The organism is Bacillus sp. FSL R5-0659 (genome assembly GCF_038008785.1).
Lineage (GTDB): Bacteria > Bacillota > Bacilli > Bacillales > Bacillaceae > Bacillus > Bacillus safensis.
Genome location: NZ_JBBOZU010000001.1, coordinates 148806 through 171065 on the forward strand (window position 1 = coordinate 148806; position 22260 = coordinate 171065).

At 34.5% G+C, this 22260-nt stretch carries 23 protein-coding genes and 2 pseudogenes; 24 read left to right on the forward strand and 1 reads right to left on the reverse strand.

Going from position 1 to position 22260, the window contains the following annotated elements:
- Positions 1 to 3: 3 nt before the first annotated feature.
- The 15 genes and pseudogenes from NSQ72_RS00835 to rpsI all read left to right on the forward strand — a co-directional run bounded on the left by NSQ72_RS00835 (position 4) and on the right by rpsI (position 8815).
- Positions 4 to 657 carry an adenylate kinase gene (locus tag NSQ72_RS00835; protein WP_024425604.1) on the forward strand — a complete coding sequence of 218 codons (654 nt, stop codon included), beginning with the start codon at positions 4 to 6 and terminating at the stop codon, positions 655 to 657.
- Positions 654 to 1400 carry a type I methionyl aminopeptidase gene (gene map / locus NSQ72_RS00840; protein WP_003217210.1) on the forward strand — a complete coding sequence of 249 codons (747 nt, stop codon included), beginning with the start codon at positions 654 to 656 and terminating at the stop codon, positions 1398 to 1400. Before NSQ72_RS00835 ends, map begins: the two co-directional genes overlap by 4 nt.
- Positions 1401 to 1427: 27 nt before the next feature.
- A pseudogene (locus NSQ72_RS00845) lies at positions 1428 to 1734 on the forward strand (KOW domain-containing RNA-binding protein).
- The gene (gene infA, locus NSQ72_RS00850; protein WP_003217190.1) at positions 1712 to 1930 is read left to right on the forward strand and encodes a translation initiation factor IF-1; all 219 of its coding nucleotides are present in this window, start codon (positions 1712 to 1714) and stop codon (positions 1928 to 1930) included. The pseudogene NSQ72_RS00845 and the gene infA overlap by 23 nt, the downstream one beginning before the upstream one ends.
- A 31-nt stretch (positions 1931 to 1961) precedes the next feature.
- Positions 1962 to 2075 carry a 50S ribosomal protein L36 gene (rpmJ, locus tag NSQ72_RS00855; protein ID WP_003156543.1) on the forward strand — a complete coding sequence of 38 codons (114 nt, stop codon included), beginning with the start codon at positions 1962 to 1964 and terminating at the stop codon, positions 2073 to 2075.
- A 21-nt stretch (positions 2076 to 2096) separates the two neighbouring features.
- Positions 2097 to 2462: a 30S ribosomal protein S13 gene (gene rpsM / locus NSQ72_RS00860; protein WP_003217023.1), complete on the forward strand. Its 366-nt coding sequence runs from the start codon at positions 2097 to 2099 to the stop codon at positions 2460 to 2462.
- 20 nt (positions 2463 to 2482) lie between these two features.
- Positions 2483 to 2878: a 30S ribosomal protein S11 gene (gene rpsK / locus NSQ72_RS00865; RefSeq protein ID WP_003217231.1), complete on the forward strand. Its 396-nt coding sequence runs from the start codon at positions 2483 to 2485 to the stop codon at positions 2876 to 2878.
- Between the two features lie 175 nt (positions 2879 to 3053).
- Positions 3054 to 3998: a DNA-directed RNA polymerase subunit alpha gene (locus tag NSQ72_RS00870; RefSeq protein WP_003217009.1), complete on the forward strand. Its 945-nt coding sequence runs from the start codon at positions 3054 to 3056 to the stop codon at positions 3996 to 3998.
- Positions 3999 to 4073: 75 nt separating this feature from the next.
- Positions 4074 to 4436 carry a 50S ribosomal protein L17 gene (rplQ, locus tag NSQ72_RS00875; protein ID WP_003216944.1) on the forward strand — a complete coding sequence of 121 codons (363 nt, stop codon included), beginning with the start codon at positions 4074 to 4076 and terminating at the stop codon, positions 4434 to 4436.
- A 126-nt stretch (positions 4437 to 4562) separates the two neighbouring features.
- Positions 4563 to 5405 carry an energy-coupling factor ABC transporter ATP-binding protein gene (locus tag NSQ72_RS00880; protein WP_008356549.1) on the forward strand — a complete coding sequence of 281 codons (843 nt, stop codon included), beginning with the start codon at positions 4563 to 4565 and terminating at the stop codon, positions 5403 to 5405.
- The gene (locus tag NSQ72_RS00885; protein ID WP_341083032.1) at positions 5381 to 6250 is read left to right on the forward strand and encodes an energy-coupling factor ABC transporter ATP-binding protein; all 870 of its coding nucleotides are present in this window, start codon (positions 5381 to 5383) and stop codon (positions 6248 to 6250) included. The genes NSQ72_RS00880 and NSQ72_RS00885 overlap by 25 nt, the downstream gene beginning before the upstream one ends.
- Entirely contained in the window at positions 6247 to 7044 is a 798-nt protein-coding gene (locus NSQ72_RS00890; protein ID WP_151283938.1) for an energy-coupling factor transporter transmembrane component T family protein, read from the forward strand. Before NSQ72_RS00885 ends, NSQ72_RS00890 begins: the two co-directional genes overlap by 4 nt.
- A gap of 11 nt (positions 7045 to 7055) precedes the next feature.
- Positions 7056 to 7799 (forward strand): tRNA pseudouridine(38-40) synthase TruA, encoded by a 744-nt coding sequence (truA, locus tag NSQ72_RS00895; protein ID WP_341083034.1) that lies wholly within the window; start codon positions 7056 to 7058, stop codon positions 7797 to 7799.
- Between the two features lie 165 nt (positions 7800 to 7964).
- Positions 7965 to 8402 (forward strand): 50S ribosomal protein L13, encoded by a 438-nt coding sequence (rplM, locus tag NSQ72_RS00900; RefSeq protein WP_003217042.1) that lies wholly within the window; start codon positions 7965 to 7967, stop codon positions 8400 to 8402.
- A 20-nt stretch (positions 8403 to 8422) separates the two neighbouring features.
- A complete protein-coding gene (gene rpsI / locus NSQ72_RS00905; RefSeq protein ID WP_039175996.1) occupies positions 8423 to 8815 on the forward strand; it encodes a 30S ribosomal protein S9 in 393 nt (130 codons plus the stop codon).
- 180 nt (positions 8816 to 8995) lie between these two features.
- Here the strand turns inward: rpsI and NSQ72_RS00910 are convergent.
- Positions 8996 to 10351: pseudogene (locus tag NSQ72_RS00910) on the reverse strand (IS1182 family transposase).
- Positions 10352 to 10782: 431 nt separating this feature from the next.
- On the opposite strand from NSQ72_RS00910, the gene NSQ72_RS00915 reads away from it, so the two are divergent.
- From NSQ72_RS00915 to rplK, 9 genes are all read left to right on the forward strand, one after another.
- The gene (locus NSQ72_RS00915; protein WP_159145310.1) at positions 10783 to 10941 is read left to right on the forward strand and encodes a thiocillin/thiostrepton family thiazolyl peptide; all 159 of its coding nucleotides are present in this window, start codon (positions 10783 to 10785) and stop codon (positions 10939 to 10941) included.
- A 121-nt stretch (positions 10942 to 11062) separates the two neighbouring features.
- Positions 11063 to 12769, forward strand: a complete 1707-nt coding sequence (locus tag NSQ72_RS00920; protein WP_341083036.1) for a hypothetical protein — start codon at positions 11063 to 11065, stop codon at positions 12767 to 12769.
- Complete coding sequence (locus NSQ72_RS00925) at positions 12762 to 14735, forward strand: TOMM precursor leader peptide-binding protein (protein WP_341084996.1); 1974 nt, start codon at positions 12762 to 12764, stop codon at positions 14733 to 14735. The genes NSQ72_RS00920 and NSQ72_RS00925 overlap by 8 nt, the downstream gene beginning before the upstream one ends.
- Before the next feature lie 19 nt (positions 14736 to 14754).
- Positions 14755 to 17373: a lantibiotic dehydratase gene (locus tag NSQ72_RS00930; RefSeq protein ID WP_341083038.1), complete on the forward strand. Its 2619-nt coding sequence runs from the start codon at positions 14755 to 14757 to the stop codon at positions 17371 to 17373.
- Positions 17360 to 18394, forward strand: coding sequence for a thiopeptide-type bacteriocin biosynthesis protein (locus tag NSQ72_RS00935; protein ID WP_341083040.1), 1035 nt, complete (start codon positions 17360 to 17362; stop codon positions 18392 to 18394). The genes NSQ72_RS00930 and NSQ72_RS00935 overlap by 14 nt, the downstream gene beginning before the upstream one ends.
- On the forward strand, positions 18373 to 19347 hold the full coding sequence (locus NSQ72_RS00940; protein WP_341083042.1) for a hypothetical protein: 975 nt from the start codon (positions 18373 to 18375) through the stop codon (positions 19345 to 19347). The genes NSQ72_RS00935 and NSQ72_RS00940 overlap by 22 nt, the downstream gene beginning before the upstream one ends.
- Complete coding sequence (locus NSQ72_RS00945) at positions 19331 to 20857, forward strand: SagB family peptide dehydrogenase (protein ID WP_341083044.1); 1527 nt, start codon at positions 19331 to 19333, stop codon at positions 20855 to 20857. Before NSQ72_RS00940 ends, NSQ72_RS00945 begins: the two co-directional genes overlap by 17 nt.
- Positions 20858 to 20870: 13 nt before the next feature.
- Positions 20871 to 21632 (forward strand): SDR family NAD(P)-dependent oxidoreductase, encoded by a 762-nt coding sequence (locus NSQ72_RS00950; RefSeq protein ID WP_341083046.1) that lies wholly within the window; start codon positions 20871 to 20873, stop codon positions 21630 to 21632.
- 104 nt (positions 21633 to 21736) lie between these two features.
- Positions 21737 to 22162: a 50S ribosomal protein L11 gene (gene rplK / locus NSQ72_RS00955; RefSeq protein ID WP_159145317.1), complete on the forward strand. Its 426-nt coding sequence runs from the start codon at positions 21737 to 21739 to the stop codon at positions 22160 to 22162.
- The last annotated feature ends 98 nt before the right edge of the window (positions 22163 to 22260 follow it).

A 22260-nucleotide genomic window follows, 5' to 3' on the forward strand; every position in this document is an offset into this window, starting at 1 on the left:
GAAATGAACTTAGTCTTAATGGGGCTTCCGGGTGCTGGTAAAGGCACTCAGGCAGAACGAATTGTTGATGATTATGGGATCCCTCATATCTCAACAGGAGATATGTTCCGCGCTGCTATGAAAGAGGAGACACAACTTGGGCTCGAAGCAAAATCCTTTATCGATAAAGGAGAGCTTGTTCCTGATGAGGTCACAATCGGTATTGTTAGAGAAAGACTTGGCAAAAATGATTGTGAACAAGGTTTTCTTCTGGACGGATTTCCGCGAACAGTCGCTCAGGCTGAAGCTTTAGAAGAAATTCTAAAGGACCTTGGCAGAACGATTGATTATGTCATTAATATTAAAGTCGATAAAGATGCTTTGATGGAGCGTCTGACTGGCCGAAGAATTTGCAAAAATTGCGGAGCAACATATCATTTAGTATTTAATCCACCTGCGAAAGAAAATGTTTGTGACAAGTGTGGAGGCGAGCTTTATCAACGTGCAGATGATAATGCAGAAACCGTTTCGACTAGACTTGAAGTGAACTTAAAGCAGACTGAACCTTTACTGAACTTCTATTCAGAAAAAGGATATCTTGCAAACATTGATGGTGCGAAGCACATTAACGATGTATATGCAGATATCAAGGACCTGCTTGGAGGATTAAATAAATGATTATCTGTAAAACTCCTCGCGAGCTTGAGATTATGAGAGAAGCTGGACGTATTGTCGCACTGACTCATGAAGAGCTGAAGAAACACATAAAACCAGGTATTTCGACAAAAGAATTGGATCAAATTGCCGAACGTTTTATTACAAAGCAGGGTGCAATCCCATCTTTTAAAGGGTATAATGGTTTTCGCGGGAGCATTTGCGTTTCGGTGAATGAAGAACTCGTTCACGGTATTCCTGGTAAACGGGTTTTACGTGATGGTGACATCATTAGTATCGATATTGGCGCAAAGTTAAATGGCTATCATGGTGACTCTGCTTGGACTTATCCAGTTGGGGTAATCAGTGATGAAGACCGCAAACTACTGGAAGTCACAGAGGAATCTCTATATAAAGGCTTACAGGAAGCAAAGCCAGGCGAACGTCTGTCGAACATTTCCCATGCCATACAAACGTATGTTGAAAATGAGAATTTTTCAGTTGTTAGAGAATATGTTGGACATGGGGTCGGACAGGATCTTCATGAGGACCCTCAAATTCCTCATTATGGTCCGCCCAACAAAGGCCCGCGGCTAAAACCTGGGATGGTGTTGGCCATCGAACCGATGGTGAACGCAGGCAGCCGATATGTGAAAACATTGGCTGATAACTGGACGGTTGTAACGGTTGATGGGAAAAAGTGTGCTCATTTTGAGCATACGATTGCGATTACAGATACAGGTTTTGATATACTGACTAAGATTTAGGTCTTCACTGAAGCCTTTCAGGCCCAAATCGGGCAGGTTGTCTGTATAGTCCAAAGAAAGAACAAGATCAGTATACAGGTGTCATCGGCATGTTCGTTGGCTGCCATGTACTAATCGCAGACGGAGAAAAGCGTAAATTTCATTCTCCTAAGAAAAAATATCAATCATATAACCTTTTATGATTGCGTATCTCCGGAAGTTCAGAACAGTATATTCAAAACAGGTCGGGTGATAGATGAACAATTGAGAGATTCTCATTTGTACATTTGTCAGAGAGCAAGTTACTGATTTGAAGAAGGGAGAACACTTGAATGGCGAAAGACGATGTAATTGAAGTGGAAGGTACTGTAGCAGAAACTTTGCCAAACGCAATGTTCAAAGTTGAACTAGAGAATGGTCATACAGTTTTGGCTCATGTATCAGGAAAAATCCGTATGCACTTCATTCGCATTTTACCTGGAGACAAAGTTACGGTAGAATTATCTCCATATGACTTAACTCGTGGTAGAATTACGTACCGTTACAAATAAAGCAACTCCGGAAGAAGGAGGTTGGAAACACATGAAAGTGAGACCATCTGTTAAACCTATCTGTGAAAAATGTAAAGTGATTCGCAGAAAAGGAAAAGTAATGGTGATCTGTGAAAACCCAAAACATAAACAAAAACAAGGCTAATAACAAGGAGGTGCCCAAATCATGGCTCGTATTGCTGGTGTAGATATTCCACGTGATAAGCGTGTTGTCATTTCTTTAACATATGTTTTTGGAATTGGTCGTACGACTGCGCAACAAGTCCTTAAAGAAGCAGGTGTTTCTGAAGACACTCGCGTTCGCGATCTAACTGAAGACGAACTTGGTAAAATCCGTGATATCATTGACAAACTTAAAGTAGAAGGTGACCTTCGTCGTGAAGTTTCACTTAACATTAAGCGTCTAATTGAAATCGGAAGCTACCGCGGAATCCGTCATCGTAGAGGACTTCCTGTTCGTGGACAAAACACAAAAAACAACGCGCGTACTCGTAAAGGTCCGCGTCGTACTGTAGCTAACAAGAAAAAATAAGTAAAGGAGGTAGTTAAAGAATGGCTGCTGCTCGTAAACAAAATACGCGTAAACGTCGCGTGAAAAAGAATATTGAAGCTGGAATTGCTCATATTCGTTCCACTTTCAACAACACGATTGTAACGATTACTGATGTTCATGGAAACGCAATTTCTTGGTCAAGTGCTGGTGCATTAGGATTCAGAGGTTCTCGTAAATCTACTCCTTTCGCTGCACAAATGGCTGCTGAAACTGCTGCTAAAGGTTCTATCGAACATGGTCTTAAAACACTTGAAGTAACTGTTAAAGGTCCTGGTTCTGGTCGTGAAGCTGCAATTCGTGCGCTTCAAGCTGCTGGTCTTGAAGTTACTGCAATTAGAGACGTAACTCCAGTTCCTCATAACGGATGCCGTCCACCAAAACGTCGCCGCGTGTAATTTGTTTGTATAGATTTTGTGTCCCTGTCAATAATGGGTTATGATACAGTTATTTATGAGACGAATACACGACTCGTTGCCTGAGCACATACGGGACTAAACAATGAGGAATTTCGGATGGAATCTCATATGATTCTATTCGAGGTTTCGACGTTTTGAAGGAGGGTTTTATTAGATGATCGAAATTGAAAAACCAAAAATCGAAACGGTTGAAATCAGCGACGATGCCAAGTATGGCAAGTTTGTCGTAGAGCCACTTGAGCGTGGATATGGTACCACTTTAGGGAACTCCCTTCGTCGTATCCTTTTATCCTCACTTCCTGGTGCAGCTGTAACATCGATCCAGATAGATGGTGTCTTACACGAATTCTCAACGATCGAAGGCGTGGTTGAAGATGTTACAACGATTATCTTAAACATTAAAAAGCTTGCACTCAAAATCTACTCTGAAGAAGAGAAGACGCTTGAAATTGATGTACAAGATGAAGGTACTGTAACAGCTGCTGATATTACACACGACAGCGATATTGAAATCTTAAATCCAGATCTTCACATCGCAACTCTTGGCAAGAATGCGAGCTTCCGTGTTCGCTTAACTGCACAAAGAGGTCGCGGGTATAATCCTGCTGATGCAAACAAAAGAGACGATCAGCCAATCGGTGTGATTCCGATCGACTCAATCTATACACCTGTATCTCGTGTGACTTATCAAGTGGAGAACACCCGTGTTGGGCAAATCACAAACTATGATAAACTAACACTAGATGTATGGACTGATGGAAGCACAGGACCGAAAGAAGCGATCGCTCTAGGTTCTAAGATTTTAACTGAACACCTGAATATTTTCGTTGGGTTAACTGACGAAGCTCAGCATGCTGAAATCATGGTTGAGAAAGAAGAAGACCAAAAAGAAAAAGTGCTTGAAATGACAATTGAAGAGCTTGATCTTTCTGTTCGTTCTTACAACTGTTTGAAGCGTGCGGGTATTAACACTGTTCAAGAGCTTGCTAACAAGACAGAAGAGGATATGATGAAAGTTCGTAACCTTGGACGTAAATCTCTTGAAGAAGTGAAAGCGAAACTAGAAGAACTTGGACTGGGTCTTCGTAAAGACGATTGACTAGTTTCATTGTGAACTAGGATTTTCGTGTGTTTTTTATTCATACAGCATCTCTAATTAAGGAGGGGACATCACATGGCATACAGAAAGCTAGGACGCACTAGTGCACAACGTAAAGCAATGCTTCGTGACCTAACGACTGATTTGATCATCAACGAACGCATCGAAACAACTGAAACACGTGCGAAAGAACTTCGCTCTGTAGTTGAAAAAATGATCACTCTTGGCAAACGCGGAGATCTTCATGCTCGCCGTCAAGCTGCAGCTTACATTCGTAATGAAGTAGCTAACGCTGAAACAAACCAAGATGCACTTCAAAAATTATTCGCTGACGTTGCAACTCGCTACGAAGATCGCCAAGGTGGATACACTCGTATCATGAAGCTTGGACCTCGTCGCGGCGATGGCGCACCAATGGCTGTCATTGAATTAGTTTAATCACATATCGTGTATCTAAGAAAGGGCGGGACAGTTCATAACTGGATCTATGCCCTTTTTTAGGTACTACGGCTTTTTTTAGGAATAAGCAAAGAAGAGGTTGAGCTGAGAGGAGGTCCGGTAGAGATGGGGAAGACATTAATTGACGTAAAGGACATTGTATTTCGTTATCACAAGGATGCGGACAAGCCCGCTTTAGATCAAGTGTCACTGCATGTGAATCAAAATGAATGGCTCGCCATTGTTGGTCATAACGGTTCAGGTAAATCCACACTTGCCCGTGTGCTGAATGGGCTCATTTTACCGGATGCTGGTACGGTCAAGGTTGGAGAGATTGAGCTCAAAGAAGAAAGTGTCTGGGATATTCGCAAAAAGGTCGGAATGGTCTTTCAAAACCCAGATAACCAATTTGTGGGCTCAACGGTTCGTGATGATGTGGCTTTTGGTTTAGAAAATAACGGGGTTGAGCGGGAATTGATGATAGAACGTGTAGATTGGGCTGTCAAACAGGTCAATATGCAGGAGTTTCTTGATCAAGAGCCGCACCATCTATCAGGCGGGCAGAAGCAGAGAGTCGCTATTGCAGGTGTGCTTGCCGCAAGCCCTGACATCATGATCTTGGATGAAGCAACATCAATGCTTGATCCGATTGGCCGTGAAGAAGTGTTAGAGACTGTTAGACTACTGAAGGAACAAGGAACAGTCACAGTCATTTCCATCACACATGATTTAGACGAGGCTGCCAAGGCAGACCGCGTCATTGTGATGAATGGCGGGAAGAAATTTGCCGAGGGAACGCCAGAGGAAGTATTTGAACTAGATGAACAGCTGGTTCAGATTGGACTTGATCTGCCATTCTCCTATCGCTTGAGCAAGCAATTGAAGCAGCAAGGTGTGCCGCTTGCAAATGCCCATTTGACACAAGAAGGATTGGTGAAAGAGCTATGGACATTACGATCAAAGAATTAGAGCATCGTTATCAAATGAAAACGCCGTTTGAGCGTCTCGCTTTGTATGATGTCAATGCTTCCATCAAAGAGGGCAGCTATGTCGCTGTCATTGGTCATACGGGCTCTGGCAAGTCTACATTGCTGCAGCATTTAAATGGATTGCTCAAACCAACGAAGGGGAGCATTGCGCTTGGAGAGACAGTTTTACAAGCCAATAAAAAGCAGAAGGATATGAAACCCCTCCGGAAAAAGGTAGGCATCGTGTTTCAGTTTCCTGAGCATCAGCTCTTTGAGGAAACCATCCTCAAGGATATCTGCTTCGGCCCGATGAACTTCGGTGTTCCTCAAGAGAAAGCAGAAGCGAAGGCGAAGGAGATGCTGAAACTGGTGGGTCTTCCTGAATCCCTATTATCTCGATCTCCCTTTGAACTAAGCGGTGGTCAAATGAGACGTGTGGCGATTGCTGGCGTTTTAGCGATGGAGCCAGAAGTGCTTGTGCTTGATGAGCCGACTGCTGGACTGGATCCACGCGGGCGGAAGGAAATTATGGACATGTTCTATGACCTTCATCAAAAGGCAAACCTCACCACGATCCTAGTCACACACAGTATGGAGGACGCCGCTCATTATGCGGATCAAATGATTGTGATGCATAAAGGGACAGTGAAGGCGACAGGCACACCGAGAGAGTTGTTTGCCAATCGTACAGACATGTCTTCGTTTGGTCTCGACCTCCCGGAAACGATTAAATTCCAGCAGACTTTAGAAGAAAAGCTTGGTATTACGTTTCCAAGGCCGCTTCTGACCATGGATGAAATGGCAGAAGCCTTAACAGCTCTTTATCAGGAGGACACGACATCATGATGGATAGTATGATTATCGGCAAATATGTGCCAGGTTCATCCTTTGTCCATCGTCTTGATCCAAGGACAAAGCTGTTATCAATTTTCTTTTTTGTCTTTATTGTCTTTTTTGCTAATAATTACATCACTTACGGGCTGTTAGGTGTCTTTACCATTCTTGTGGTGATGGTTTCTCAGGTGCCGCTATACTTTATTCTCAAGGGAATGAAGCCGATCCTATGGATTGTCCTGTTTACCTTTATTCTGCATATTTTCATGACAAAGGATGGCGCCTTGCTATTCCACTTTGGTTTTCTGAATATTTATGAAGAAGGTTTAAAGCAGGGGATCTTCATTTCACTCCGTTTTGTCTATCTCATTATGATGACGACACTTCTTACGTTAACCACAACGCCTATAGAAGTGACAGACGGAATGGAGAAGCTGCTGCATCCATTCCGTAAAATCAAACTGCCTGTTCATGAGCTTGCTCTCATGATGTCCATCTCTCTTCGGTTTATTCCGACTTTATTAGAAGAGACGGACAAAATCATGAAGGCACAAATGGCTCGAGGCGTTGATTTTACAAGCGGACCTCTAAAGGATCGCATGAAAGCCATCGTTCCATTGCTGGTTCCGCTTTTCGTCAGTGCGTTTAAGCGTGCAGAGGAATTGGCGACCGCTATGGAAGCGAGAGGCTACCGCGGGGGAGAAGGACGGACGAAATACCGTCAGCTTGTCTGGGGCTTAAAGGACACGTTCACGCTGCTTCTATTCATCCTGTTAACAGCGCTCCTTGTGCTGCTTAGAAATTAGGTGATTCCTAGATGAAGGTCAAATGTACTGTATCCTACGATGGGACACATTTTAAAGGCTATCAGGTGCAGCCAGGGCAGCGAACCGTACAGACGGAGATCGAGTCTGCCCTTGCAAGAATGCACAAACAGGATGAACTGATTCCGATTGTGGCTTCCGGCCGGACGGACAGCGGTGTTCATGCAAAGGGACAGGTCATCCATTTTGAGACCCCGCTCTCGATCCCGATGGAGAGATGGCCTTTTGCCCTCAACAGCCTGCTGCCGGATGATATCCGTGTTCTAAAGGCTGAGGAGGTCGATGATTCGTTTCATGCCAGATTTGGTGTTGTTTCGAAGGAGTACCGTTATAAGGTCTCAACAGAAACACACCAAAATGTGTTCACGAGACAGTATGCCTGCCACTATCCTTACCGGCTGGATATCGATAAAATGAAAGAAGCCGCTGAGCACCTGATTGGGACACATGACTTTACAAGCTTTTGTGCGGCCAATACAGAGGTTCAGGACAAGGTGAGGGATATTTATGCCCTTGAGTGGAAAAACGTCTCAGACGGGCTTGAAATGCGTGTGAGAGGGAATGGTTTTTTATACAACATGGTGAGGATTATCGCTGGAACGTTGCTTGAAATCGGTTCTGGTAAATTTCACCCTGAGGAGATAAAAGCCATGCTTGCCGCCCGAAATCGCGAAGCGGCAGGCAAGACTGCGCCTAGTCACGGACTGTATTTATGGGAAGTTTTCTATGACAACTAAACCAGGTGTAACATGTTCTTGACACAGGAAGCAGAAAGTTATAAGATATCATATGGTATGTATTTCAACCCCACAAATAAGCCCCGGAAGACTTATCTGTGTTTTGAAATAGAACGTAGCATTTGATTCAAGGAAAATTCATTGATTTATTTAGGAGGGAAACTCATGCGTACAACACCAATGGCGAACGCAAGCACAATTGAGCGCAAATGGCTAGTTGTTGATGCGGCAGGCAAGACTCTAGGTCGTCTTTCTACTGAAGTAGCATCACTTTTGCGCGGTAAGCACAAACCAACTTATACACCACACGTTGATACAGGTGATCATGTCATCATCATCAATGCTGAGAAAATCGAATTAACTGGTAAGAAATTGACGGACAAAATTTACTACCGTCACACGATGCACCCAGGTGGTTTGAAACAAAGAACTGCTCTTGAGATGCGTACAAACTACCCTGAAAAAATGTTGGAGCTTGCTATCAAAGGTATGCTTCCAAAGGGTCCACTAGGTCGTCAAATGTTCAAAAAATTAAATGTGTACCGTGGTTCTGAGCATCCACATCAAGCACAACAACCTGAAGTTTACGAACTTCGCGGTTAATTATAAGGGAGGTTAACAATTTGGCACAGGTTCAATATTACGGTACAGGTCGTCGTAAAAGTTCTGTAGCGCGCGTTCGCTTAGTTCCAGGTGAAGGCCGTATCGTCGTTAATAATCGTGAAATTACTGAATACATTCCATTCGCTGCTTTAATCGAAGACGTGAAACAGCCTTTGAACATCACAGAAACAGCTAACAGCTACGATGTTCTTGTAAATGTTCACGGTGGTGGATTCTCTGGTCAAGCTGGAGCAATTCGTCACGGTATCTCTCGTGCTCTTCTAGAAGTAGATCCTGAGTACCGTACATCACTTAAACGTGCTGGACTTCTTACTCGTGACCCACGTATGAAAGAGCGTAAGAAATACGGTCTTAAAGGCGCTCGTCGCGCACCTCAGTTCTCAAAACGTTAATCAATTAACGTTATACAAAGTTTTTGTTTTAAGGTAGATCATTAGCATGTACTCTATAAAGAACTTAAATGTTTTTTAAAGCATCAGCTCTCGCTGGTGCTTTCAGACCGTAGACAAACCCCACCTTTACTTCAAGTAAAAGTGGGGTTTTCACATTTTTTGATAAAAACATCATGTGTTTTACGCTGGACACGGTTCTTTCCATGTCCAGTTTGCTAGCTTTTTAAGGTTCAAGGCAGCAAAAGTAAGCATCGCTTGCATTGAAACTTTTTTTAGTCCACGAAGTTTTGTCCAACGCATACCATGCTTTTCTTTTGCATCCGCAAAAACGCGTTCAATCGTTTCTTTCCGTTTTGCATAAATGCTTTTATTTATTTCAGTGAGTCTCATGTTGTCTGCTTCATCTAGGTAATCCTGCCAAATATGCCGATGAATTTGTTTGGTGTGATTTTGACTTTGTGTACAGTTATCTAGAAATGAGCAGGACTTACATACTTTTGAATCGGATGCATATTGCTTATAGCCTTCTCTAGTCGTTGTTCGATAAGAGAGAATTTGCCCGTTGGGGCAAATGTAACAATCAAAATATGCAACTTACACGTATTCATTCTTTTTCAAATAACCAGCTTTTTTTCTTGGACGAGTGTAAGGCATGACTGGTCTTATCTCTTGATCCATTAAAAATTTAGCGATGTAAGGTGTTTTATATCCAGCATCTACTGCGACTACATTTGGTTTTCCGATTTTCTCTGTCACCTTTGATACGAGTGAATCTAACATACGACTATCATGAACATTGCCACCTGTGACCAGTGATCCTAGAATAAACCCTTTTGAATCACAAGCAGTATGAAATGAATAAGCAAATGACTTTTCACGTTCATCCTTTACATAGTAGCCACTTTCTGGGTCAGTTGTACTGACCTTGATTTCTTTCATTTCTTCTTTATTCTGTAGGGGTAAGGGCTTTTTTCCATGTTCTTCACGATCAATATTGATCTCCTCATGAAGCTGATTTTGATAACTTTTCGTCTCTACTCGAACGATTTTCTTTTCAAGTTTTTTCTTATTGGCGTTCGCTTTGACATGTGTTGAATCGATGAACGCGACAGAAGGGTCAACAAGGCCTTTTTTCATCGCTTCTCTTAAGATTCGATATAAAATTTGTTCGAATAAATCTGTATCGTGGAAACGTCTCATGTAGTTTTTACCGAAGGTAGGAAAGTGCGGGATTTTCTCTGAAAATCCATACCCAATAAACCAACGATAAGCCACATTGGTTTCAATTTCTTTAATGGTTTGACACATGGAGCGAATGCCAAATAGATATTGGATCAAAACCAATTTAATGAGAACAACGGGGTCCATACTTGGTCTGCCATTGTCGGAGCTATAATGATCTTTGACAAGATCATAAACGAAGTCAAAATCGATTGCTTGATCTATTTTCCGTACAAGATGATCTTCAGGCACTAATTCATCTAAAGCCATTACTTCTAATTGGTTGCGTCTTTCTTCTTCACGTTTCGATAACATGTTCATCCCCCACAGAAATGTTAATACCCCTATTATACAAAAAAGCTTGTAGACTTTGTCTACAAGCTGAAAGCATCAGCTCTCGGTGGTGCTTTTTTTATGGTATTATTTTTAATTAATAATTTGTTTAAAAATATCAAGTCTAAATGCAATTTTAAATATATTTAAAATTGATATCCTTATATATTTTTCTCTTTAAATAAACTAAACGAAGTGAAAATTTTACATTTTACACCTATTATATATTTATAATAATAAATATATAATGCGATAGTTATTAAAAGACGTTCAAATGTATAGATATTAATTTCTCTTTAGATGACCCGTTTTACCCATTTTTGTGTAAATTTAAGAAAAAGTGGTTGTTTTTTTTATAGGCCGATGTTAATCTTTTAATAGGGGGAGAGATAATTGACTGGAGGTGAAATAACATGACAAATTTGAAAAAAGCACTTAACTCAATTGAAATTGAAGAGCTTGATGTGACTGAAATGGTTGATGCAGAGGCCATGTCTGAAGAAGATGCTACTCAAATAATGGGTGCATCGTGTACAACGTGTGTGTGTACATGTAGCTGTTGTACAACTTAATTTTAAATCTCTTAATATCCATATTTTAACTTCACTCCCTCTAAATACTATTGTTAGATTATTAACAATTACAAAAACATCTCTTTTTTAAAAAGAGATGTTTTTGCTAAAAGGAGATAAAATGGACAATAACAGAAAAAGGATTATTAAATTAAAAGAAGATACATTTTTTTTTCCTACGGATGAGGGTACGTATTTCAGGAATAATAACGGTTACTTTATAATTAAAGGGAAAAAAAACTATAAGTTCATTAAGAATATATGTGAGTATTTAAATGGAGAGTATACCTTAGATGAGATTTTAGAAGATCTAGATGAAGGTCAAATTACAACAATTAAGAAAGTAGTAGAAATACTTGACAAAAATAAATTTATCAAGTATTTGGAATCGGAAAACTACAGTAATACTAATTTAGAAGGATTTAAGAATGAGATTAATTTTCTTAATTATTATACAAATCAAGGAATAAATAATTTTAGAGCATTTTCTCAATTTAAAATTGAGTTAATAGGAGAAGATGAGTTAACTAACATGATTCAAAAATCGTTACAAAATATGGGCTCTAAGAATATTGTTACATATAAAAGTATATATGATTTAAAAGTATCAACAGATAAAAAAATTATTGTTTTTATAAATATGAATATAAGTGAATTAGAAGAAATATATTCTAAATCCTTCCCAGAGATAGATTTCTTAATTATAAATAATATGAAACATGAAGGCATTATTAGCCCATTTATAACATGTGAAGACGATTGGTTAGCTTTTAAAGAGACATTCTTACTTCCATATAATCAGTTAAATATGTGTTCTGCTAATTTTACAGTGAACTCATTACTGTCTAGTGTAATTAGTTTTGAAATTTTTAAATATGTGACTAATGGCGTTGATAGTGCTTTGAAGGAGAACGCTTTTGTTTTGAATTACAATAAATTACAAGGGGATTATTTTAAACTAAATTCTTTATCTAAAAGAAAAGATAATCAAAATTTTGACTTCATTCAAAATTTTGAGAGTTTTGAGAGCAAGTATGGTAGTCCTATAATAGAAATAGGTAGAGGGGACAATCCACAAATTCCGTTCTCAAATTGGGAAGTTATAATTAGAAATAATAAATTATTGAAAGAAAAAGTTGTTGAATTTGGTGATGACCATTCAGAGGCACGATTAAATGTTTACTATAAAGCTTTAGAGAAATTAGTTAGTCAAGACTTAAATTTAAAAGTGAGTCTAGTGAGTCTAAGGGATAGTCAAAAAGTTATAAACACTTCTTTAAATAGGGTTAGTAATAAAGATGAATTAACTATTAGTGTTAATGACAACAAGGAAGTGGCTAATAAAGTAGGATTATTGAAAATATTACTTAAATATATTATAAATAATTATATTCCTAATAGAAATGAAACCAAAATTGAAATAAATGAATATTTAGATGATGAAGATATCGCCTATTTTTATAACATTTGTATCCAACAAGATATTAATATCGATCTATATTATCACCAATTAAACGAAAATTTATTTTGCGTTAAATGTAGTGATTCAAACTTTACAGGTTTTGGTTTATCATTCCAAATAACTACTGCCTTAAAAAATGCTATTAGAACTTTTATTATACAACATCAAAAGAATACGGAAAGCTACTCAATAAGTAATTTGAATTTTAAATTTACAGGTGAATGGGATAATGAAACGATCCTAAAATTCCTAAGGCAACAAGGTATTGATATACTATCATTTGAAATTAAAGATAATTTCACATTTTCTAAAGTATCTATAATGGGTCATATCTTACAGGAGGTGACAAAGGAAAGTGATGCCTAAAAAAATTTTAATTATTGGGGATGAAACGATATCACTTGAAAAACAACTCCATATGTTTAGTGGAGGAAATTATGTATTTTTACAGATAAGTATTAATGAAGCTATTAATTCTTTAGAAGATTTTTTGAAGGTCGAAAGAGGTATTCAATATGCAATAGTTTTTATAAAGGAATGGAATACTAACAAGTTTTTATTAATAGAAGATATGTTAAGTAAAACTAACTTGAAATGGTTATATATAACCAATATTTTTAATAATATTTTTGTCGGGCCACTTAGAGAAAAGTATAGTAAGGGATGTATAGACTGTTTTTATTATAGATGGTTTATGACAAAGAAAGATCGTTTAAATTTATATAAAATTAGGGAATATATTGAATCAAAAGATATTAAAGGTTTGTACTTTAATAATATAACATCATCAACAATACAACTAATAATGAACTTAGCCTTGAACTTATTAAGTTCTTTAAAAGAACAAAGTGTTTATTTAATAGATAAGGAAACATTAAAATTTAACCTCCATAATTTTAAACCAAATTCACATTGTAAAATATGTCGTCATTTCGAACCAGAATCTAAAGAAAAGACAATACAAACATTCGAAAAGGCTCTTTCAAATATAAATAAATTTCAAAAGGAATATAGAAGTATCAGTAAACAAGAACTTACTAAAAGCTTAGAAAACTATTTAGATACACAAACTGGATTATTTAATACTTTATTAGATGACTATGAAAGTCCTTTTGCGGTATCTGTTGCAAATTTACCTTTAAAAGTTGGTAAAGATGAAGTCGGCGTAGGACGTACTAATAGCTATTCAGATAGCCATTTAACAGCTATGTTAGAGGGTTTAGAGAGATATTGTGGAATGGAACCTAGAAGAAATATAACCAATATCACAGGAAGTTACAATGATTTAAAATCAGAAGCTTTAGATCCAAGTTTATTAGGATTACATTCTTCATCACAATACAAGCTTGACCATTTTCCCTTTAAAGAGTTTGATCCAAATAGAAAAATAAAGTGGATATGGGGATATTCAATCACAAAAAGAAAGCCTGTATTAGTACCAGAAACATATGCTTATTATGGATTGAATTATCGAGACGGTCTTCAAAACTCTTTTGTATACGAGATATCAAATGGTTGCGCACTAGGAGGTAGTATTTTAGAGGCAACTTTACATGCATTGTTTGAAATAGTAGAGAGGGATGCATTTTTGATCAGTTGGTATACTCGTTTACCCTTAGAAAGGATAGAACTGAAATCTATACAAGATGCAAACATACAATTAATGATAAACCGTTTTGAATATCTCACAGATTATGAGATCACTTTATATAATATGACGCTAGAAAGTAAGATACCTTGTATTTGGGCTATTGCAAAGAATAAAAAAGAAGAAGGATTAAATATACTTTGTGCTGCAGGAAGTCATTTGAGCAAATTTAAAGCAATAGAAAATACACTTCAAGAATTATGTGGTATCTTAATAGCGCTTCAAAAGAAATTTAAAAATAGAAAGCAAGAATTAAAGAAAATGTTAAAAGATTTTTCATTGGTAAAAAATATGGAAGACCATTCTCTGTTATTTGGATTGAAAGAAGCAGAATCCTATTTTGATTTTTTATTAAAAAACCGAAATTCCATTGATTTATCAGAAATTAAAACTATAAATTACACAAATAATCTGCACTTAGATTTGCAAGAAGTAATAAAACACTTTATAAATTTAGACTTAAATATAATAGTAGTGGATCAAACAGCTGAAGAATTGGACAGTAGCGGTTTAAAATGTGTAAAAGTTATTGTACCAGGAATGTTACCCATGACTTTCGGACATGATATGAGGAGACTACAAAAATTACCTAGGTTGTTTAGTGTACCAGAATCATTAGGATATAGTATTCCGAATAAAAAAGAATTAATGAAAAATAAGGCAATCCCACACCCTTTTCCATGATAAAAGAAAGGTGAAAAAAATGAAAGATATTAATATTGCTCCACACTTTTTAGTTAGAATTGCTGGAAAAGATATCGAATCTATTACTAATATGAAATTCAGTGATACAATATCAAATTTTAAGAATCAAAATAATTTATTTATTAAAATTAAAGAGCAATCATCTAAATTAACAAATGAACTGTATTATTTCGTTAAAAATAATAATGAAGTAATAGATACTAAAAAATTATTAAATCTAAAACGAGATATATTTAATCTCAGACCAGAAAAAATTGAGAAATATGATTTAAAAGATGTTTCTAGTGAAATTGTGCAGGATATAAATAAATGGTTAGAATTAATGAATAGATATAATTTAGGGAAAAAGAAGCTCAAAGATGACTTTGATTCTGAATTAATTAAAAAGAGAACTTTATTTAAAAAAATAATAAATGATGATAGTTTTATAAAAGCTATTCAGCTTTCTAATGTTCACCTATACGATAGATTATTAAAATATTTAGAGCTAGACGACAAAGAACTAAAAATATCCAAAAAAAATAGACATGCTGAATTATCTCTAGTTAATTATTTAAATCGTATGATTCTTAAACCAACACCGTTCAGTTCTTTTACTGGTTTAGGCTATGGTTTTTTTGAGGAGAAAGAGCAAACATCAATAAAACTAGACTTAAATCATATTAATAGTTATGTGAATTTAAATCTAGTTTATTTAAAAACAATAGAAAGAAAGTTACTAGGTATCAAACAAGTTAAAAAAAACGCATTTATAAGCATAAATAATACAATTAAAAAGCAACAAGAGATAGAACGGATAAATTTTTTTGTTAGAGGAAAAGATGGTACTGCAAAGGCTTTTTCAAATGAGAATTTTATATCTATTAAAGATAATAAGATAGTTGATCATATAATTAAATTATTAAAAGATCGAAAAAAAATGAAAGTCAATAAGATGATATCCAGTATTAGAGAAAATATAAATTATAAGGGAGAAATTTTAGAGCTAATTCTATATTTAGAAAGTATTGGCTTAGTAGATATACACCTGGGTTTGGGAGAACAGGAGTACGATTATTTAAATGGTTTAGTAGAGGTGTTAAAGCCTATAGATAATAAATTAGTACAAGATTGCTTAAAACATTTAAAAGAGATATCGAAAATTCTCAGCAAATTTTCAAAGTCCAATCACAAAGAGCGAAGAATATATTTGAATGAAATCTCCAAACAATTAAAAAAAATTTATATGTTGTTAGAGTTAGAATTATATCATGATAGCAAGACCTCCCTTGTATTTGAAGATGTTTATTATAATGGAACTGACTTAAAATTAAATATGGGTGAATGGCAAGAAAATATTAAAGACCTAGCAATGGTAGGTAAATTAATGCCTTTATTTGATGATAATATATTAGAAAAAATATCTATGGGAATAATTTTTGAAGAGTTATATAGTAAAGATGACAGAGTTGATTTTTTAGAATTTTATCAAAACTACAAAAAATATGAGAATTACCAAGATGTATGGAGGAAGGTAAAACAAAGTGAAATATATCGAGAAATAAAAATATTAAGAGAAGAATTCTATAACTATTTAAAGGAAGCAATCAAAGAGAGTAAAGAAACTATCACTATAGATCATTCGTGGGTAAAGAAATTCACGCATAAGTTCCCGAAAATTATAAAAAACATTAATTACTCTATTTATTTTCAAATCGCACATTGTGGCAATAAGAAACTCTTGGTTATAAATAAATTAGGACCTGGTCACGGGAAACATTTTTCTAGATACTGTAATTTATTCGAGAAAAATTCTAATAGTGATTTTGTAAATTCGATAAAATCTAATTATAAAAATATTTCAAATCATGATAAAATCTTAGTGGATTTGAATGCTGTAATGGGATTGAATATAAATACGCATCCTCCTTTATTAGATAATGAAATAACCTATCCAGGATGTTACCCAAATGAGGGAATTAATCAAATATATCTATCAGATATCGAAATATTCTATGATGAAAAAACTGAAAGAATCCAATTGTTTTCTAAAAGATATAAAAAAATTATTGAATTAGTGCCATTAGGTTTTTTATTTCCAATGCTTGCACCCCCATTGTATAAAGTGTTATCCAGTTTCACACAGACAAATGGTATAGAGTATTCTTTTTGGAATAAATTCATAAATGAAAATTCTAAAGAAGTAGAGAGACTTCCTAGACTAATGCTAGGATCCATTGTTCTTGATAGAAAAACATGGAAAATGCCATCGAATATTATTAATGATCAATTTAGTGAAGATAAAACTAAATCTTTTCTAAATATATATCAACTTTTCATGTCAAAAAAAATCCCTAAACATGTATTTTTAAGAGTGGCAAATACTGTTGATGCTTTCTCAGAGAATGATATTTTAGAAAAAGATTTAAATAGTTGGATAGATGAAATAAAGAAGACTCGTTATCGTAAACCACAGTTTTTGGACTCTGAAAATTACTTTCACACCGAAGCTTTGAAGAAAATCATCCAAGATGCTAGGGGTTCAGTAACACTTCAAGAGGTTTTGCCTAACATAAATGATAAATTCTATGGGGATGTCGCTCAGAATGCTATGGAGTTCTTAATTGAGTATTATTAATATTAAAGGAGGGGAAATAGTGCAAAATAATTCTTTAGCTTGGAAGGCATATCATGTTTACTATCATGGTGATTTGGACAAATTAATAAGGGAATCAATTAAACCTTTAACAGTTAAACTATTAGTAGAAAGGAAAATTGAGAAATTTTTCTTTATTAGATATTGGGAAGGAGGTCCACATATTAGGTTTAGAATAAAGTTAGTTGTAAATAATGATACTAATAAAATTAATGAGATGATTGTTAATCATATTAAAATGTTTTTAAATAAATATCCTTCTAAAAATATAGATAATGATAATATGATGACAAGAAAGTTGAATCGACTAGCAAATTTAGAGAATATTTCTTTAAAAAACAATCGTATTATGGTCAATAATACAGTTACCGAAGAATTATACGTGCCTGAGTTTAAAAAGTATGGAGGAAAACACGGAATAAAATTAGCTGAAGAACATTTTTTTAATTCAAGCTTGTTAATTTTTGATTTTTTAAGTGAATTAAACGACAATAAAGATAAGTATTTTATGGGTATGAAAGTGATCCTCTCGTATTTAAAGGCCATGCATTTGAAAATCGATGATTGTATAATTTTTTTAGATAATTATACTGAATTATGGTCAAGGTATATGGAAGGGGATACTATAACAATTAAAAGATATTTCTACAAAAAATATCTTTTACAAAAGGATATATTAGATAAATATATTTTGAATTCCTTAGATGAAAAAAACGATTTGGAATTTGAAGTTAATCTTGATTGGAATGGGCACTTGAAAGATACAGTGTCTAGAATAAAAAAAGGTTTAGAAAGAAATGATTTGATTTTAAGTAATAAAAAGATAAAAAAGAGTGATTGGTTAGAAGGTGCTACTTATATAATGACGAGTTATATTCATATGACGAACAACAGAATAGGACTTAAACCATATGAAGAAGCCTATCTAAGTTATATCATCAATTGCAGTATTAAAAATTTTAGGAAGGAGGGAATTTATAAATGCAACGGTTTACACAATTGAAAATACAAAGTAATATAGATGAAAACCTTTTTATTAATTCCATAATTCCAAAAATTAATTCTAATGTAGAAATTTATACTGATTATTTTTTTACTAGAAAGGAAGAGAATCAAAACAACAGAATAGATTTGTATTTTAATTCTAATATAGCTAAGCCAAAGATTGTTAATATAGAAAATAGCATTAAACAAATTATTGATGTTAAAACTAAATTTAACCATAAATTTAATGATACACAAGGGAAATTTGGACCAATGGGAGATGAATTATTAGCAGATTTCTATAAATGTACAAATGAAGTTGTTCTGAAAAGTATTGGTTCTACAGTTAACGATTATAATGATAGGCTAGATATTATCTTAGACTTATTTCTAGTTTCAGCCCACTATAATTACGAATCAATAACTAGTGGGTATTTTTCATTTGCTTCTCATGTAAATGGATTTTTTACAAGATGGAAAAACCCTAACGTTTTAAAAGAAAAATTCAATAAAATTTATTTGGTAAATAAAGAATATATTTTTGGTAAAATCGAAAATTTAATAGAAAAACAAAATTTAAATGAAAATTCCGAATTATTTAAAAAGGTTATTAGAAGAATGAAAAGTTTAATGAGATCTGAGATTGAAAAAGGTAACATGAAGCCATTTGACCTGAATGAACAAAAAGATGCAGGACACAGAGATTTTTTGGAGAAAAGTCCTTTTCATAATTTAATCTTAGAGAATCCAGATTTCATAGATTATATGAATAATGATATAGATTTCTTATCTTCGCGTTTAATAACCGTTTTTACTTACTTAATGGTAAAAAATTTAGGTCTTAGAAATTTGGATCGTTATCTACTTTGTTATCTTATTTATAAAGCTGTAGAAGAAAAATATAACTTAGATACTATGAATCTAGTTCGTAATTTTAAAAAAGAGAGTATTGGCTATGTTAAAAATAAGTAAAGAAAAATTGAGTTTTTTAAAAAGTCTACAATATAACCCTTCCTCTGTAACGAATGTTGACGAGAGTATAAGCAAGTTTGGAAAACCGATAAATTTTAAAATTTACCCTAATTATAACCATATCAATCTGGAAACTGATTTTCCAATTTCTCAAAATGAAGTGGAAAATAACGATTATTCAGTTTTTCAACAACTGAGTTATATGCTTTGGTATACTTATGGTCTAATTAATTACAATTGGTTAACCAATAAGTCAGAGTTGAATACTGGTGAATCCATTAGTTTTTTTAGACGTAGTGTTGCTTCCGGAGGTGGCTTATATCCTGGTGAACTTTATGTTTATATAACGGGAATTAGTGAGATGGATTCAGGTATTTATTATTTTGATGTAACTGGTCCGAGACTAGTATGTCTGAGAAAAGGAAACTTTGATCAATATATTCACGAAGCGTTAAATGAGGATGGCAAAGGAATATATATATTCATTACATCCTTTTACTGGAAAAATTTTTTTAAATATCTTAACTTCTCATATCGACTACAAGGGCTTGATATAGGGGCTATCGTTGGTCAGGTCTACTTAATGTCTAAAATTTTTGGATTTCAATCAACTACTAAATATTTATTTGATGACAACGCATTAAATAGCTTATTAGGAATTGATATAAGTGAAGAAACAACTTATGCAGCGGTGAAACTTGAAATCACTAATAAACTAACATATAGAGATAATAAAGTGGTTAATCCCATTATTAAGAGAAATCAACTTGGCTTTTTAAAGCATAGCTATACACCTCCTAATTATTTATATACAGAGATTAAAGAATTAAATTGTTTGATAGCTAATGATAGTTTATTTAATACAGGCTTTACTAATAATCTTGTTTATTACAGAGAAGATATAGATTATCCATATCCATATGATTTATTATATGCATCTCGTAATAGAGTTTCTCCTGGCGAAAACTTCTTGTTTGATCAATTAGATTGTGAACAAGTTCGTAATATTTTAGATATGTCATTACAAAAGAATTTTAGTGTAGATGTACCTATTAAAGGGTACCATTCCTTTCGTTTTGTGAAACTTTATTTTTATGCAAATAATGTTAAAGGATTAGCTAAAGGCTATTATTTTTATGATCAACTGAATCAAAATTTTATTTTAGTTAAAAGAGGAGACTTTGCTTTTAATATTCAAAGAAACCTCACTAGAAAAAATTTCAACTTGACAGAATTACCATTAATAATTCATGTAGCCTCAAACATTCATTATTATCTAAAGAATATGAATTTAAGAGGTTATAGAGCTGTTCAGATGGAGGCAGGAAGAATTATGCATCAAATTCAACTTAATGCAGCTGGTATAAACCTGGGTAGTCACCCCATGTTAAGTTATCAGGGTGAAAATTTAGAGCGTATGTTCGATGTTACAGAAAATATTCTAATTCAATTAGCAATAGGGAAATTTAAACCGCTTCTTCGTTTAACAAACGATTTATCACAAATATAATAGGAGTAAAATAATGAATTTTTTTGATTTTTCTAAAAAAAACATTCTTATCACGGGTGCATCAAGTGATATTGCAACTACTATTGCATTAGGATTTTCAGAACTTGGAGGAAATATTATTTTATCGGATTTACCTTCTCGTCAAACTAAATTAAAGTTAATTAAAAGCAAGATATTTGATAAATTTAACAATAAAATTGATATCCTTTTAATAGATATCACTGATATAAATGATATAAAGAGAAAAATACAGGGGTATAAAGAAAAAGTTGATATACTTATAAATTGTGCCGGTAACAATATTTTTCGCCCGGCTTTAAAAGTGAATGAAGAAGATTGGGACACAATAATAGACGTTAACTTAAAAGGAACATTTTTCTTATCCCAGTCAATTGCTGTTAAGATGCAAGATAACAAAAAGGGAGGAAAAATAATTAATATTGGCTCACAACATGGTGTAGTTGCTAATGGACTAAGGGCACCCTATTGTGTCAGTAAATTTGGTCTTATAGGTATGACTAAGGTTTTAGCTTTAGAATGGTCAATATACAATATATTGGTTAACTGTGTCTCACCAACTTACGTTGAAACGACCAAAAGTAAAGACTTTTTAGCTCATGAAGATGTCCAAAAAGCATTTTTGTCAAAAATACCGCTTAATCAATATGCAAAACCACAGGATATAAGTTACGTTGTAATGTTCCTCAGTAGTGATCATAATAAAATGATTACGGGCGAAAATATAATGGTTGATGGAGGCTATACTATTCATTGATATTTGACTTGTAATATCAAAATGGATATAATGCATAGAGGTGTTGCTTTCAGGCGAACTGTTTTTAAAAATGCAAATTTAACCGAGAAGGAGATAGATATACTATGGCAAAGAAAGTAAGTAGGATTGTTAAAATCCAATTGCCTGCGGGTAAAGCTAATCCTGCACCACCAGTTGGTACAGTTCTAGGACCGACAGGTGTAAATATAATGGGTGTTTGTAAAGATTATAATGCGATGACACAAGCACAAATTGGGCTTATTGTTCCAGCTGAAATTACGGTTTATGAAGATCGTTCTTATTCAATTAAACTGAAAACTGCACCTGTTGCAGAATTATTAAAACGTGATTCAGGTGTCAAAAAGGGTTCGGGGGAACCAAATAAAGAAAAAGTTGGCAAAATAAGCCAATCTAAGATAAAAGAAATTGCAGAATATAAGATGCAAGATTTAAATGCCTCTTCTATAGAAACAGCTATTAAAATGGTTGAAGGTACTGCAAGAAGTATGGGCATTGAGGTAGAAAAATAATTTTAAAAAAAGTTCAATTCTAAAAAGAATTGAACTTTTTTTAAAATTAAAACATGTATTCAACTTTCTTTCCTCTACTTTATAACTCGAAATGATAA